The organism is Streptomyces sp. 4N124 (assembly GCF_052245395.1).
GTDB lineage: Bacteria > Actinomycetota > Actinomycetes > Streptomycetales > Streptomycetaceae > Streptomyces.
Map to the genome: position 1 here is coordinate 20,699 of NZ_JBQQBS010000081.1, position 14,804 is coordinate 35,502.

A 14,804-nucleotide genomic window follows, 5' to 3' on the forward strand; every position below is an offset into this window, starting at 1 on the left:
CTCGCTGAACCGCGGGGGCCCGCAGGCACGTTCCGTCTTACGTCGGGTCCAGCCCGTGGCTGCGCAGCCAGGCCAGCGGGTCTATGGCGGAGCCACCGGCGGGCTTCACCTCGAAGTGCAGGTGCGGACCGGTCGAGTTGCCGGAGTTGCCGGAGTACGCGATCGTGTCGCCGGCCTTCACGGTCGTACCGGACGAGACGGCGTAGGTGGAGAGGTGGCAGTACCACGTCTCCGTACCGTCCTTGTCGGTCACGATCATCATGTTGCCGTAGGAGCTGTTCCACTCCGTGCGGACGGTGCCGTCGGTCGCGGCCATCACCGGCGTGCCGTACGAGACCGGGAAGTCGATGCCGGTGTGGATGGACATCCAGTTGATGCCGGACTGGCCGAAGTAGGCGCTGAGCCCCTGCTGGGCGACCGGCAGGGCGTACTTCGGGCGCAGCCGCTCCTTGCGGGCCGCCTCCGCCGCCGCCTTCTTCTTCTCGGCCTCCTGCTGGGCCTTGAGGTCGATGCGCTCCTGCGTACGGCTGGCCCGGTCGGCGAAGTCGTCGGCACCGGCCGTGAGGCTCTCGAGCTGGGTATCCAGCTTGTTGTTCGCGGCGGACGGCTTGACGGACTTCGTGTCCGACGCGGTCGTCGACGTGTCGCCACCGTCGTCGGTCAGTGTGCCGACGGACGCGGCGGCGATCCCCGCGACACCCATCACACACGCCGACGGCACGGCGACCGTCAGCAGCGCGGAGCGCTTGGCGGGCGTACGGCGACGGGAGCGGCCCGCGCCACGAGCGGCCGCGCGCGAGCCGGGCGCGGGGGAGGGCGTGGCGGCCTCTTCCTGCCCGTCGAGCAGGGGTGTTACTGCGGGCAGCTCACCGGTTGAGCCGGTGGCACTGGCGGAAGCGGCGAGGCCCGTGTGGTCCGACCCGTCTTCGCCCTGGGCGGGTTCGTCGTACGGGACATGCTCGTACTCGTCGGCCGGGTGCTGGGCGCCGTCCGAGTTCCACTGCGTGGCGTCGTACGCGCCGGTGTCGAAGGTCTGCGTGCCCCAGTCCCAGTGCTGCTGGGTCTGGTCCGCCGCGCCGGAGTGCTCAGGCTGCTCGGGCTGCGGCCAAGTACCCGAATCCCACTGGCCGGTGGCTTCGGGGCCGGTGGCCTGCGGTGGGATGACGGAGAGGGGCTGATAGTCGTTGGACCAGGCGGTGGTGTCGTACGCGCCGGTGTCGTAGGCGGCGTGGTGCTGGGCCGCGTACGCGTCGTAGTTCAGCGTCTGGTGACTGCCCGTCGACCACTGCGTGCCGTCGTACGAGCCCGTGTTCTCGCCGGGCATGCTGCCGAAGAGCGGGTCGGCGTCGAAGGTCGGGGTGGCATAGGTGCCGTTGTCCATGCCCGCCGTGCCCGCGGGAAAACCGTTCGCCGCGTAGGCGTCGTACGTGGTGAAGTCACCGTAGTGGGCTTCCTGTCCGCCATACGACGCGTAGTGCGCCGAGGCGTCGGAAGCCGGGGCCGGGGAGGTCATGGTCCCCGACGGGTGACGTTCGTTCACCAACTTCTCTCTCGCCTCGACAACAGGGGCTGCCAGAGCAGTGCGGCGACTGTACCCGGCAGTACGCGGGCGCGACAATCTTCGGCAGGTTTCGCGCCTGAAGGAAACGGGCATTCGGCCGTGTTTCGGGGGACGGCGGGCACGAGTTTGGCCCTGCGTTCGAAGCGTGTTCGAAGTTGGGTGGCGTGGAGCGAACGTCACGCCACGGTCAAGCCGCCGGTCCGGGCGGCTGCTTCGGCTCCTGCCGGCGCGGTGTCGAGGGCCTGCCGTATGCCGGCCGCGACGGCGGGGTGCACCGGCAGGGCGAGGTGTCCGATGCCGCTCACCCGCACGTTGTGCGCCAGCAGGTCGGGGTGGTCGATGCAGGCGGTCTCCAGCGGGTCCATCAGGTGGTCCAGGTCGCTCCAGAAGCTGACGAAGTGCGTACGGCAGCCGGGGGCCGGCCGGGTGAGCTCCTCGAGGACGTTCGAGCCCGGGCGCATCTGGCGGACGATCGGGTGGGCGTTCATCAGCGGAGCCACCCGGGTGCCGGAGTGCGGCGTGCCCAGCGTCACCAGCGTCTTGACGCGGATGTCACCGCCCAGTCGCTGTACGTAATAACGGGCGATCAGTCCACCGAGGCTGTGGCCGACGATGTCGACCTGCTTGCTGCCCGTGCGCTCGCAGATCTCCTCTATGTGCCGGGCGAGCAGTTCGGCCGCGGCGCGTATGTCGCAGGTCAGCGGAGAGTAGTTGAGCGACTCGACCTGCTGCCTTCCGTGCTGGGCGAGACTGCGGCGCAGCAGGACGAAGACCGAGCGGTTGTCGATGAAGCCGTGCAGCAGGACGACCGGGGGTTTGGCCTCCGTCGGCAGCTGTGCGGTGTCGGGCGGGGGCAGCGCGGGGCCCGGGCCGCGGCGCTCCTGGGTGATGCCGGAGGGGTAGAGGAGCAGATGTCCCGCGAGGATGGCGAGGTCCAGGGCGGTCGCCTTCAGGAGGGTCATGGACAGCCCCGCCAGTCTGCTGGGGAGCAGGCGCTGGCAGAGGGGAAGAAAGGGCACTACCGCCCTGGTGACCTTCATGGCCGACCTCCTGTCGGCACGCGGGAGGACGGCTCTGTCCCCCGTGTGCCCTCGTGGGAAGCCGTGCCGAAGGTGGCCGACGGTGCGCCAACGGGGCACGTGGGACGAGTGCGGTCGGTGGCCTGAGGTGCGCCTGTGGTGCAATGCGCGCCCGTGGTGCCGATGAAGCGACGAGGTCCCCTGTCGGTGTGGCGACGAGGCTCCCCGCTGTCGTGCCGTACCTGTCCTACGTGCCCTGCGTGCCACCGTCGGTGCGCCGCACCGCCACGGCGCGCTGCCTGCGGCGCGGTGGTGCGACGACCCCGTTGCGGCTCCCTGTGCGCTTGTTCCCTCCACGGCCCGTGTGCCGCAGGGGCCTGCGGCGCTCGGGAGGCCGCAGAGACGTGGAACGATGCGCGGCTAACGTGTCCCACCGTGTGATTTCCCCCTCGGTCGGCACCGCGAAACTGCCGGTTAGGGGATGCTGGAGATAACGTTCGTTCACTTCCCCGGCCGGTGTGGTGTGAGGTGGGGTACGTATCGGTACGGATGCATGTAGTCGCTTCATGGAGGCAGTGATGGGTGTGGCAGCCGGTCCGATCCGCGTGGTGGTGGCCAAACCGGGGCTCGACGGCCACGATCGCGGGGCCAAGGTGATCGCGCGGGCGCTGCGCGACGCCGGTATGGAGGTCATCTACACCGGGCTCCACCAGACCCCGGAACAGATCGTCGACACGGCGATCCAGGAGGACGCCGACGCGATCGGCCTCTCCATCCTCTCCGGCGCCCACAACACCCTGTTCGCCGCCGTGATCGACCTCCTGAAGGAGCGTGACGCCGAGGACATCCTGGTCTTCGGCGGCGGCATCATTCCCGAGGCGGACATCGCTCCGCTGAAGGAGAAGGGGGTGGCCGAGATCTTCACGCCGGGGGCGACGACGGCTTCGATCGTGGACTGGGTCAGGGCGAACGTGGTGCAGCCGGCCGGAGCGTAGGCGCTCCGCTGGGGGCGCGGTATCGGTGGGTGCCGCGATGTGCCGGTGGTTCGGTGCGGCGCCGTCGTGGCTTGTCGCGCAGTTCCCCGCGCCCCTTTGGGGCGTTCCAATGCCGTCTATTCCGCTGCCAACTCCGCCGCCATGGTTGCCCGTAGGCGCAGTGTCGTGACCAGGCGTTGGAAGGCCTCCGCCCAGTAGCCTCCGGCTCCCGGTGACGCATCTTCCGGTTCGTCCGGTACGGCCATCAGCGCGTCCAGTCGGACTGCTTCCCCGGGGTCCAGGCAGCGTTCGGCCAACCCCATCACTCCACTGAAACTCCATGGATAACTCCCCGCGTCTCGCGCGATGTTGAGTGCGTCCACCACAGCCCGCCCCAGTGGCCCGGCCCACGGCACCGCGCACACTCCGAGCAGCTGGAACGCCTCGGACAGCCCGTGCGCCGCGATGAACCCGGCCACCCACTCGGCACGTTCGGCGGGGCCCAGCGTGCCGAGGAGCTTCGCCCGTTCTGCCAGTGACACCGCTCCTGGGCCGCCGGCTTCCGGTGCCGACGGGGTGCCGAGGAGCGCCCGTGCCCACTCCGCGTCGCGTTGCCGCACGGCGGCTCGGCACCATGCCGCGTGCAGCTCGCCCTGCCAGTCGTCCGCGACCGGCAGCGCCACGATCTGCTGAGGCGTGCGTCCGCCGAGTCGGCCGGGCCAGGTTCCGAGCGGTGCCGCCTCCACCAACTGGCCGAACCACCATGACCGTTCACCCCGTCCCGCCGGAGGCTTGGTCACGACACCGTCCCGCTCCATGCTGGGGTCGCACTCGTGCGGCGCTTCAACGGCGATCGTCGGTATCTCCCGCATGCGGTCCACGGTCACGCACGCCCCGGCCCGGACCGCCATGCGCCCGGCCAGTGCCGAGCCCGGCAGCGCCGAGAGCAACTCCGCCGCCGTCGCCCGTACGTTGCGGCTCCGGTCGGCCAGCGCCTGTTCCAGGAACGGCTCGTCGTCCGGTCCCAGTCCTGTCCGCAGCGAGTCGAGGAACATCAGGCGGTCCTCCGCCCGTTCCGTCGACCAGGTGCTCGCGAGCAGTTCGCGTGCGGCGGCGGGCACGCGGGCGCGGATGGTCGCGAGCAGGGCGACCCGCTCGGCGAACAGCCCCTCCTGCCACAGCTCTCGCACCTTCTCCGTGTCTCCGGGATCCGGCACTGCCGCGCCCCCACCGGGCGCCGCACGCAGGGCGAACCGCCAGTCAGGGTTGAGCCGGGCGAGCCACATCGCCCGCGGCCCCGCGAACGTCAGCGCCGCCGGCCGTAGATCCGTACGGCCGCGGGCCGCGTCCAGCAGCGCGGGCAGCACCTCTGGTGGTGCCGCGAAGCCGCGCATGTTGGCCCTCGCGAGCCACTGCGGCAGCAACTCCATGAGATCCGGTGCCGTGCCTCTGCTGCGGCCGGCGCCCGCGCCGGGACGGTCGGCCAGCAGCAGCGCGAGCCTGCGGGCCGCCGCGGCGGGCAGGTACGGGCGCGGGTCCTCGGGTGCCGCTTCCGGACGCTCGGCCGCTCGCGCGGGGCGAAGCCCGGCCCGCCGTCGTACGGTCTCCACGGCCGCCGCGTCCAACAGCGCCACCGGGGCCTCCCGGCCGGGAACGGAACCCGGCGGAGTGCGCCGTTCGGTTCCGAGCAGGGCGGTGGTGACCAGTTCCTCCCAGGCGCCTGACGTGGACGTGGACGTGTGCGCGGAAGCGGAGACGCCTGGCGCGGGTGTGTCCGCGGGAGCGGAGGTCCTGTTCATGCGCTTCCCTTCCGGTGGGTGCCGTGGGGTGGTTGAAGGCTCATCGAGGTCGGGTGTCCGGTGGGGCGGGACACATGGGTGCTCAGCACAGCGGCACCGCCTCACCCGTTCCTTCCGCCCAGGCGGTCAGCGGGTTGAAGCCCTGGTGGCCGCACTCGCCGAAGACCTTGACGGGGGTGCCGCCGGACAGGGCGACCAGTCGCCACAGGCCGGGTCGGGAGCGGGCCGATGGGGTCAGCGGCAGGGCCGTTGCCCCGTCGGCGTCCGCCAGTTGCCAGGAGTCGCCGTCCGGGGTCGGTATGACGCGGTCCAGCGTGACAGGGACCGACTCCAGCCAGGGGTCGTCCCGCAGCGCATCGCCGTAACGGGCGGCCGCCTGGGCCGTCGTCACTCCGGGCGGACGTATCGCCGCCGGAGCGGGCGGCGTGAACTGCTCACCCAGGGAAGCCCGCAGCTGCCCCGCTCCGGGGTACGCGGACACCTCGGCGTCCAGGGCCAGCCCGACCGGCAGCGCCAGTTCGGGAGCGCGGCCCGCGGCGCCGTAGGAGAGGAGCAGTGCGGTGCGAGCCGTGTCGGCGCCGTGCAGCCAGATTCTGCGGGTCGTCAGCTTCGGATCGGCCGTGTCGTACTGGGCGAGGATCAGCCAGCGGTCCCGGACCGGCGGGCCGTCCGCCGAGGCGGGCAGGCCGATGCGGGAGCGGACCGTCGCCGCCAGTTCCTCGGGCAGCCGCTCACGGCGCAGCCAGCCCTGGTCGAGGAGGTGGAGCAGTGCGCACTCCTCCAGCAGCCGCACCGGCCAGCCGGGACCGGACGCCGGAATCGCCCCCAACTCGCGGACCCGCGAGGCCAGTCCGGGGGCCTGGGCGTCGACCATGCGGGCCGCGGTCTCCTCCCACAGCCCGTACCCCGCCTGCTCCGCGCCCGCGAGGCCGCCGCGCAACAGGTCCGCCAGGCGCTGCTCCAGCTCCGACGCACCCGCGGTGACCCGCTCGGCGCGACGCTCCGCCCGGCGCCGGGCGGCCTCCGGATCACCGGACCCGGACGTGGCACCCGTCGGCCCCGCCGCCCGTTTCTCCTCCGTGCGCCGGCGTCTGCCCGCGAGCCACTGCTCCGCCCAGTCCGGCGCCCGGCCCGGCGGCACCGCGCCGTCGCCGCCCGCCCAGAGCAGCAGCAACCCGAGCGCGTGCTTGCACGGGAACTTGCGGCTCGGACAACTGCACTTGTACGCGGGGCCGGAGGCGTCCGCGATGTCGACGACCGTCTGATACGGCTTGCTGCCACTGCCCTTGCACAGCCCCCACACCGTCCCCTCGTCGGAACTGCCCGCCTCGGACCACGGCCCGGCCGCTCCGAGTTTGCTTCCCGCCTTGCGTGACGCGGCGTCAGGCGCCAGTGCAAGCACCTGTTCCGCGGTCCAGCGCACCCCCTGCTGAGTCATGTCATCGAAGGTAGATCCCACCACTGACAATCGGTCCGGCGAGCGCGTTTGCGCAGGTCAGAACGGATTGTCAGTGGCGTGGTGCACGGTGGACACCAGATCCGAACCGGCCGAGCTGGAGGGGGCCTCAGCCATGTCTGTGACCGTGGAACCGTCGTCCGTCGAAGTGCCTGAGAACACGTCCGCGCAAGAATCCGCGCAGGAAGCGGAGGAACTGCGCCCGCACGCCGAGGACGCCTTCGCCACCGAACTCGCCGCGCTGGCCGCGCAGGACGACCGTCCGCGCCCGGCCCGCTGGAAGATGTCGCCGTGGGCCGTCGCCACCTACCTCCTCGGCGGCACCCTGCCGGACGGCACGGTGATCACACCGAAGTATGTCGGCCCGCGCCGCATCGTCGAGGTCGCCGTCACCACACTCGCCACCGACCGCGCCCTGCTGCTGCTCGGCGTGCCCGGCACCGCCAAGACCTGGGTGTCCGAGCATCTGGCCGCAGCGGTCAGCGGCGACTCGACCCTGCTCGTGCAGGGCACGGCGGGCACGCCGGAGGAGGCGATCCGATACGGCTGGAACTACGCGCAGTTGCTCGCGCACGGACCGAGCCGTGACGCCCTCGTGCCCAGCCCGGTGATGCGGGCCATGGCCGAAGGGATGACAGCGCGGGTTGAGGAGCTGACCCGCATTCCTGCCGATGTGCAGGACACGCTCATCACGATCCTGTCGGAGAAGACGCTGCCGATACCGGAGCTGGGGCAGGAGGTGCAGGCGGTCCGCGGGTTCAACCTGATCGCCACGGCCAACGACCGCGACCGCGGGGTCAACGACCTGTCCAGCGCCCTGCGCCGCCGCTTCAACACCGTCGTGCTGCCGCTGCCCGAGAGTGTCGAGGCCGAGGTCGACATCGTCTCGCGCCGCGTGGACCAGATCGGCCGCTCCCTCGACCTGCCGTCCGTGCCGGACGGCGTCGACGAGATCCGTCGCGTCGTGACCGTCTTCCGCGAGCTGCGCGACGGAATCACCTCCGACGGCCGTACGAAGGTGAAGTCGCCCAGCGGCACGCTGTCCACCGCCGAGGCCATCTCCGTCGTCACGAGCGGGCTGGCGCTGGCCGCCCACTTCGGCGACGGCGTGCTGCGGGCCGGCGACGTCGCCGCGGGCATCCTCGGCGCCGTCGTCCGTGATCCGGCGGCCGACCGGGTCATCTGGCAGGAGTACCTGGAGGCGGTCGTCCGCGAGCGCGACGGCTGGAAGGACTTCTACCGGGCATGCCGGGAGGTGAGCGCGTGAGCGACAAGGGCGGGGGCGCTGCCGCGGGGCCACTGCTTCTCGGCGTACGGCATCACGGGCCCGGCTCGGCGCGCGCCGTGCGGGCGGCACTGGACGCGGCCCGGCCGCGGGTCGTACTGATCGAGGGCCCGCCCGAGGCCGACGCGCTGATCCCGCTGGCCGCCGACGAGGAGATGCGCCCGCCGGTCGCCCTCCTTGCCCACGCCGTGGACGAGCCCGGCCGCTCGGCGTTCTGGCCGCTGGCCGAGTTCTCCCCGGAGTGGGTCGCCATCCGCTGGGCCCTGGACCACGAAGTACCGGCCCGCTTCATCGACTTGCCGGCCACGCACTCGTTGGCGGATCAGGGGGAGAGGGGCGAGGAGACGGAGAAGGGTGACGAGGCTGCCGAGGGCTCGGGGGCTGAGGGTCCCGACTCCGGCGCAGGAGACGGGGAGGGCCCGGGTTCTGAGGAGGCGCAGGCGCCCGCCGTCGCAGACGTCCGTGTCGATCCGCTGGCCGTGCTCGCCGAAGCCGCCGGTTATGACGACCCCGAGCGGTGGTGGGAGGACGTCGTCGAGCACCGGGGGCTCGGGGAGAGGGACGCGTTCGCGCCGTTCGTCGTGCTGGAAGAGGCGATGGGGGCGTTGCGGGAGGTGTACGGGACCGGGGGGCATGACCGGGATCTCGTGCGGGAGGCGTATATGCGGCTCCAAGTGCGGGCGGCGCAGCGGGAGTTCGGGGACGGCGTGGCCGTGGTGTGCGGGGCCTGGCATGTGCCCGCGCTGCGGCACAAGGCTGCCGTCTCCGCCGACCGGGCGCTGCTGAAGGGGCTGCCCAAGGTCAAGGTGGACATGACCTGGGTGCCGTGGACGCACCGCAGGCTGGCGCGGGTCAGCGGATACGGCGCGGGCATCGACTCGCCGGGCTGGTACGGGCATCTGTTCGGCGCGCCGGACCGGCCGGTCGAGCGGTGGCTGACGAAGGTCGCAGGGCTGCTGCGCGCCGAGGACCGGCTCGTCTCCTCGGCGCATGTCATCGAGGCGGTGCGGCTGGCGGAGACGCTCGCCGCGATGCGCGGACGTCCGCTGCCCGGGCTGAGCGAGACGACCGACGCCGTACGGGCGGTGATGTGCGAGGGCTCGGACGTGCCGCTGGCGCTGGTGCACGACCGGCTGGTCGTGGGCGATGTGCTGGGGGAGGTGCCGCAGTCGGCGCCCGCGGTGCCGTTGCAGCGGGACCTCGACCGGATCCAGCGTCGGCTGCGGCTCAAACCGGAGGCGCTGGAGCGGGAGTTGGAGCTCGACCTGCGCAAGGAGACCGACGCCGGACGCAGCAGGCTGCTGCACCGGCTGCGGCTGCTGGGCGTCGAGTGGGGTGACCCGGCGGCGTCGCGGGGCAGTACGGGTACGTTCCGGGAGACGTGGCGGCTGCGGTGGGAGCCGGAGCTGGCCGTGCGGGTCGCCGAGGCCGGGGTGTGGGGGACGACCGTGCTCGCCGCCGCGACCGCCAAGGCGGAGGCCGACGCGGTGGCCGCGCAGGGCCTCGCCGAGGTCACCGCGCTCGCCGAGCGGTGCCTGCTGGCCGAACTGCCGGACGCGCTGCCCACGGTGATGCGGATCCTCGCCGACCGGGCCGCCCTGGACACCGACGTCGGCCATCTCGCCCAGGCCCTGCCCGCCCTGGTCCGCTCCCTGCGGTACGGCGATGTGCGCGGCACGGACACCGGCGCCCTGGCCGAGGTCGCGGCGGGCCTCGCCGAGCGGATCTTCGTCGGCCTGCCTCCGGCGTGCGCCGCGCTCGACGCCGACGCCGCGGAGGAGATGCGGCGCCATGTGGACGCCGTGCACGGGGCGGTGGGGCTGCTGGGCGACGCTTCCGCGCCGGGCCACGGTGACCTGCGGGTTCGCTGGCGGTCGGTGCTGCGGGTGCTGTCCGGACGGGAGACCGTGCCCGGCGTCGTCCGGGGGCGTGCGGTGCGGTTGCTGCTGGACGAAGGGGAGTTGGGGCAGGACGAGGCGGCGCGGCTCATGGGGCTCGTGCTGTCGCCGGGGACAGCACCGGCGGACGGGGCCGCGTGGATCGAGGGGTTCGTCGGCGGCGGTTCGGGCGGCGGGATGCTCCTCGTCCACGACGAGCGACTGCTCGGGCTGGTCGACGCCTGGCTGACGGGGGTGCCGGCGGAGGCGTTCACGGACGTACTGCCGCTGCTGCGACGGACGTTCTCGGCGTACGAGCCGGGGGTGCGGCGGACCCTCGGCGAACTGGTCCGGCGCGGACCGGGGGCGCGGGGGAGCACGGCGGCCGTCGGCTCCGGGATACCCGGGTTCGCAGCCGACCTGGACACGGCGCGGGCGGACGCGGTGCTGCCGGTGGTGCGATTGCTGCTGGGGCTGGACGACGGCGATCACCCGACCGCCGACGACAACGACCTTGTGGGGGTGGGGAAATGACGACCGAGCGCATGAGGGAGCCGAGGGAGCGGGCCGAAGCGGTGAACGCGGTCACGGGTACGGGTGGCGGGCACGCGCTCCTGGTGGCAGACGGTCCGAGGACGACCGTGCGGGTGATGCCGCTCTGGGCGCGGCCGGTGACGGGGCGGTCGGTGACGGGACGGTCTGCGGCGGGACAGCGGCCTGTGGCGGGGCGGCCTCTCACGGGGGTGGGTGTATGACGACCGAGGCGATGGACCCGGCGCAGGAGCGGTTGCGGCGGTGGCGGCTGGTGCTGGGGGGCGAAGCGGCCGACGGCACCGGATGCACGCTGGCCGGCCAGGACGCCGCGATGGACGGGGCGCTCTCCGCGCTCTACGGGCAGGGGGACAAACCGCGGACAGGGCGGGACCGTTCGGCGGGGCTGGGTGCGTCGGCGCCGTCCGTGGCGCGCTGGCTCGGGGACATCCGGACGTACTTCCCCTCCTCCGTCGTACAGGTGATGCAGCGTGACGCCATCGACCGGCTCGGCCTCGCCACGCTGCTGCTCGAGCCGGAGATGCTGGAGGCGGTGGACGCCGACGTGCATCTCGTCGGCACGCTGCTCTCGCTGAACAAGGCGATGCCGGAGACCACGAAGGAGACGGCACGGGCCGTCGTACGAAAGGTTGTCGAGGACCTCGAGAAGCGGCTCGCCAGCCGCACCCGGGCCACGCTCACCGGAGCCCTCGACCGCAGCGCGCGCGTCAACCGGCCCCGCCACCACGACATCGACTGGAACCGCACGATCGCGGCCAACCTCAAGCACTACCTGCCGGAGTACCGGACGATCGTGCCCGAGCGGCTCATCGGGTACGGGCGGGCCTCCCAGTCCGTGAAGAAGGAAGTCATCCTCTGCATCGACCAGTCGGGGTCGATGGCGGCCTCGGTCGTCTACGCGTCGGTGTTCGGCGCGGTGCTGGCGTCGATGCGGTCGATCAGTACGCGGCTCGTCGTCTTCGACACGGCCGTCGTCGACCTCACCGACCAGCTCGACGATCCGGTCGATGTGCTCTTCGGCACGCAACTCGGCGGCGGTACGGACATCAACCGGGCGCTCGCGTACTGCCAGTCGCAGATCACCCGGCCCGCGGAGACGGTGGTCGTGCTGATCAGCGACCTGTACGAGGGAGGCATACGGAACGAGATGCTCAAGCGGGTCGCGGCGATGAAGGGGTCGGGCGTGCAGTTCGTAACGCTTCTCGCGCTGTCGGACGAGGGGGCGCCCGCGTATGACCGGGAGCACGCGGCCGCACTCGCGGCGCTGGGCGCGCCGGCCTTCGCCTGCACGCCCGATCTGTTCCCGGAGGTGATGGCTGCGGCGATCGAGAAGCGGCCGTTGCCGATTCCGGACAGCGCATGACGACGGGAGGCCATGACGACGGGAGGGCATGACGACGGGAGGGCATGACGACGGAAGGGGAGGAGCACGGGGGAAGTCGGTTCGCTGACGATTTGTCGACCGACTTCGGCCAGCAAATGGGACATGTGTACCCATCGGTGCCGAGGGGGCTTGCGTAACCTCGGGAGGCGCGTGCAAGGATCGAGGCCTTGTCAGCGGTGCGCCGCGCCCCGCTTGCCCGCAGGCGTCGCGCCGACTTGTCGCTCGTTCCGCCGCACGGGAGGACCCACCCCCTCTTGACCTTTGCCGCAGCCCTGCCCGGTGCCGCTCTGCGTGTCATGCGCACAGCGGCCGGACAGCGTGCGCTGCAACTGGCGCTGCTGGTGTGTGGGTTGTTCGCGGTCGGACTGCTCTACGGGGAGCAGGCGCACGCGACGGACGGGGTGACGTCGACGACATCGGCCGAGGTCGTGCGGCAACCGGAGCCGGGGGACGGAGTCCTGGCGGCGACACGGGGCACGGTCGGACGGTTGCTGAATCCGCCGGCCGGGCGTGCGGACGAGTCGGCTGGTGATGCCGTCGAGGCCATAGCCTCCGACGGGTACTCCTCCGACGAGGACTTCTCCAAGTCGGGCTCTCCCGAGGCCAACTCCCCCGAGGCCGACCCCTCCGAAGCCGATCCCTCCGAAGCCACCGCTCCCCGGCACGCCCAGCACCCCCAGGCCGACAAGGCACTTCCTCACCCGCACACCCCCAGGCCCGGCGATCGCATACTCCGGCCGGTTACCGAGAAGGTCGTCGGATCCGTGGACGAGCGGGTCGTGCGGCCGGTCGGCGATCTGGTGGGGGAGGTGACCGAGGGGCTGGCCGAGGCGCAGCGGAAGATACCGCCGCTGTCGTTGTTGCCGTCCCTGCCGGTGACGCCCGAGTCGCCGGTGCTGCCGGAGTTCCCGGGCGCCCTGCTGCCTGGGCTGCCCGAACTGCCCCGTCTGCCGGCGCTTCCGGTGCTTCCGGGGCAGACGCTCCCCGCACCGGTCACGTCGACACCGCAGCCGGCGCCGGACGCGGGCGCGGACGGCAAGGCGACGGGTGACGGCGCCTCCGAGCAACGTACGGACGGGGCAGCGGCCGTAACGTACGGCCCGATGTTCGTCGCCGACGTGACGTCGGCCGGCGACGCGACGCATGCCGCCGGGCACCGCGTCCAGCCCACCGAGTACGCGCCCGACCAGCAGGCTCCCGGCGGTGATCCGGGTGGTGCGCTGGGCAACCGTTCGACGGCCGACAACGGCGCCTCGCGGCACGGCGATGCGCATGCCGTCGCTCTGCACCACCGGGCGCCGCTGAGGCTGGTGGCCGGCGCGGCCGCGCGTCATGACGCGGGCGAGACCCGGGACAGGCACCCGGACATTCCCGTCTCCCCGGCATAGGCAGGCCTCCCCCCGCCGTAGACCTGCCGCGCGGGGGCGGACCAGGTCTGCCCTCCTGTCCGGACACCCCTCCGATCTCCGGGCGGAAACCGCCGGAGCCGTATCGGCACCTGTCATCGCATCCGGATCCACATCCGCGTCCACCGGTTCACTCTCCCTGGACCGTGTCGGACGGACGGAATGGCGGACCGACGGACGCGACCGGGTGCGGCGGCGACGGACATGTCCCCAGCCTCCCGAAGTCCCTTGAGTTCCAGGGGCTTCGGGGCTCCCCAGGGTCGTTCGAGCCCTCAAGGATCTAAGGATCTGACGCACGTATGAACAAGAACATCCGCCGCTCCATCGTCATAGCCGCCGGTGTCACCGGCGCCTGGGCGCTCGGTTCCTCCGTGGCCAGCGCGGACGAGTTGCCCGCAGCGTCCGTCACCACGCCTGACGCGACGACCAACGACGTCACGTCCGACGTGACCACCGCCCTCACCGACACGCTCGGGAACGTCACGGACACGGTCGACGGCGTCGTCACCGGCGTACCAGACACGGTCTCCGGCGCCGCCGGGGACACTGCCACCCAGGCGACATCCACTACCCAGGCCACCGGCGCCACCGGCGACAAGGCCACCGAGCAGGTTCGCCGGTATGTCGACGCCGAGGTGACGGTTCCGAAGGCGTCCAAGGTGAGGGGCGCCCAGGCGATCCAGGGCGCCAAGGCCGCGCGCGCGGCACAGGCCGAGGCCAAGGTCACGGCAGCGGACGCCGCGGGCACGGTCCGCGCCACCGCCGAGGACACCTCGGCCACGGTCCATGCCACCGCCACGGCCACCACGTCCGACGCCCCCACCGCACCGCGGGGCGGCATCGACTACCTCTTCGGCCCCCTCTCCGCCTTCGCCCCCGAGCTGTAGAAGGCCCTGGCCGCCGCCCAGACGAAGCTCCAGGGCACCCAGTCGGCCGCCCGCGCCCAGGCCCAGGGCGTGGTCGCGGGCGCGGGCCGCACGGCAGCGGACGCCACCGGCACCGCGCAGACCACGGTCACCGGAGTCCAGGGCCGTGCCGCCGGTACGGTCGCCACGGCCACCGGCTCGGTCCATGCCGCTGTCACCGGCGTCGAGGGCCACGCGGCCCACCTGGCGACGGCCGCCACCGGCACCGCGCGGGCCACCGTCACCGGAGCCCCCGCCCACACCGCCCCCGTCCTCGCCACGGTCACCTCGCAGGCCACGGCCGTCACCAGCGCCGCCGAGGCTTCCGTCTCCGCCGTGCCCGGTCATCTCACCGGCACGGTCGGTGGGGTGAAGCAGCATGTCGTCGGGACTGTCGGCAGTGTGCCGGGGACGGTTACGCCGGTCGTCGAGGAGACGGTCGTCGCGGCCGTGCCGCCCGTGGCCGACCACGCCGTGCACGGCGTCGTCCCGGTCGCGGGGCAGACCGTGGCCGGTGTCGTGCCGGTCGCCGAGGGCGCCGTCGGCGGGGTTGCGACCGCGGCCACCCACGCGGGGGACGGGGTGA

At 72.5% G+C, this 14,804-nt stretch carries 10 protein-coding genes and 1 pseudogene; 7 read left to right on the plus strand and 4 right to left on the minus strand.

Going from position 1 to position 14,804, the window contains the following annotated elements; genetic code table 11:
- Nucleotides 1-37: 37 nt before the first annotated feature.
- The gene (locus ACTWQO_RS44170; protein WP_443243039.1) at nt 38-1,654 is read right to left on the minus strand and encodes a M23 family metallopeptidase; all 1,617 of its coding nucleotides are present in this window, start codon (nt 1,652-1,654) and stop codon (nt 38-40) included.
- An 83-nt stretch (nt 1,655-1,737) separates the two neighbouring features.
- Nucleotides 1,738-2,601 (minus strand): esterase/lipase family protein, encoded by an 864-nt coding sequence (locus ACTWQO_RS44175; RefSeq protein ID WP_443243040.1) that lies wholly within the window; start codon nt 2,599-2,601, stop codon nt 1,738-1,740.
- A 557-nt stretch (nt 2,602-3,158) separates the two neighbouring features.
- Between ACTWQO_RS44175 and ACTWQO_RS44180 the strand changes: the two genes are divergently transcribed.
- Complete coding sequence (locus tag ACTWQO_RS44180; protein ID WP_443243041.1) at nt 3,159-3,575, plus strand: cobalamin B12-binding domain-containing protein; 417 nt, start codon at nt 3,159-3,161, stop codon at nt 3,573-3,575.
- Nucleotides 3,576-3,691: 116 nt separating this feature from the next.
- On the opposite strand, the gene ACTWQO_RS44185 is transcribed toward ACTWQO_RS44180, so the two are convergent.
- Nucleotides 3,692-5,353 carry a DUF5691 domain-containing protein gene (locus tag ACTWQO_RS44185; RefSeq protein ID WP_443243042.1) on the minus strand — a complete coding sequence of 554 codons (1,662 nt, stop codon included), beginning with the start codon at nt 5,351-5,353 and terminating at the stop codon, nt 3,692-3,694.
- 82 nt (nt 5,354-5,435) lie between these two features.
- The gene (locus tag ACTWQO_RS44190; protein ID WP_443243043.1) at nt 5,436-6,791 is read right to left on the minus strand and encodes an SWIM zinc finger family protein; all 1,356 of its coding nucleotides are present in this window, start codon (nt 6,789-6,791) and stop codon (nt 5,436-5,438) included.
- 133 nt (nt 6,792-6,924) lie between these two features.
- Here ACTWQO_RS44190 and ACTWQO_RS44195 point away from each other — a divergent pair, with 133 nt between their 5' ends.
- From ACTWQO_RS44195 to ACTWQO_RS44220, 6 genes and pseudogenes are all read left to right on the plus strand, one after another.
- Nucleotides 6,925-8,076 (plus strand): ATP-binding protein, encoded by a 1,152-nt coding sequence (locus ACTWQO_RS44195; RefSeq protein ID WP_443243044.1) that lies wholly within the window; start codon nt 6,925-6,927, stop codon nt 8,074-8,076.
- Nucleotides 8,055-10,505: a DUF5682 family protein gene (locus ACTWQO_RS44200; RefSeq protein ID WP_443243045.1), complete on the plus strand. Its 2,451-nt coding sequence runs from the start codon at nt 8,055-8,057 to the stop codon at nt 10,503-10,505. The genes ACTWQO_RS44195 and ACTWQO_RS44200 overlap by 22 nt, the downstream gene beginning before the upstream one ends.
- A 217-nt stretch (nt 10,506-10,722) precedes the next feature.
- Nucleotides 10,723-11,886 carry a VWA domain-containing protein gene (locus tag ACTWQO_RS44205; RefSeq protein WP_443243046.1) on the plus strand — a complete coding sequence of 388 codons (1,164 nt, stop codon included), beginning with the start codon at nt 10,723-10,725 and terminating at the stop codon, nt 11,884-11,886.
- A 275-nt stretch (nt 11,887-12,161) separates the two neighbouring features.
- On the plus strand, nt 12,162-13,295 hold the full coding sequence (locus ACTWQO_RS44210; protein ID WP_443243047.1) for a hypothetical protein: 1,134 nt from the start codon (nt 12,162-12,164) through the stop codon (nt 13,293-13,295).
- 317 nt (nt 13,296-13,612) lie between these two features.
- Entirely contained in the window at nt 13,613-14,200 is a 588-nt protein-coding gene (locus tag ACTWQO_RS44215; protein ID WP_443243048.1) for a hypothetical protein, read from the plus strand.
- Between the two features lie 69 nt (nt 14,201-14,269).
- Nucleotides 14,270-14,804 (plus strand): annotated as a pseudogene (locus ACTWQO_RS44220) (hypothetical protein); the annotation flags it as partial.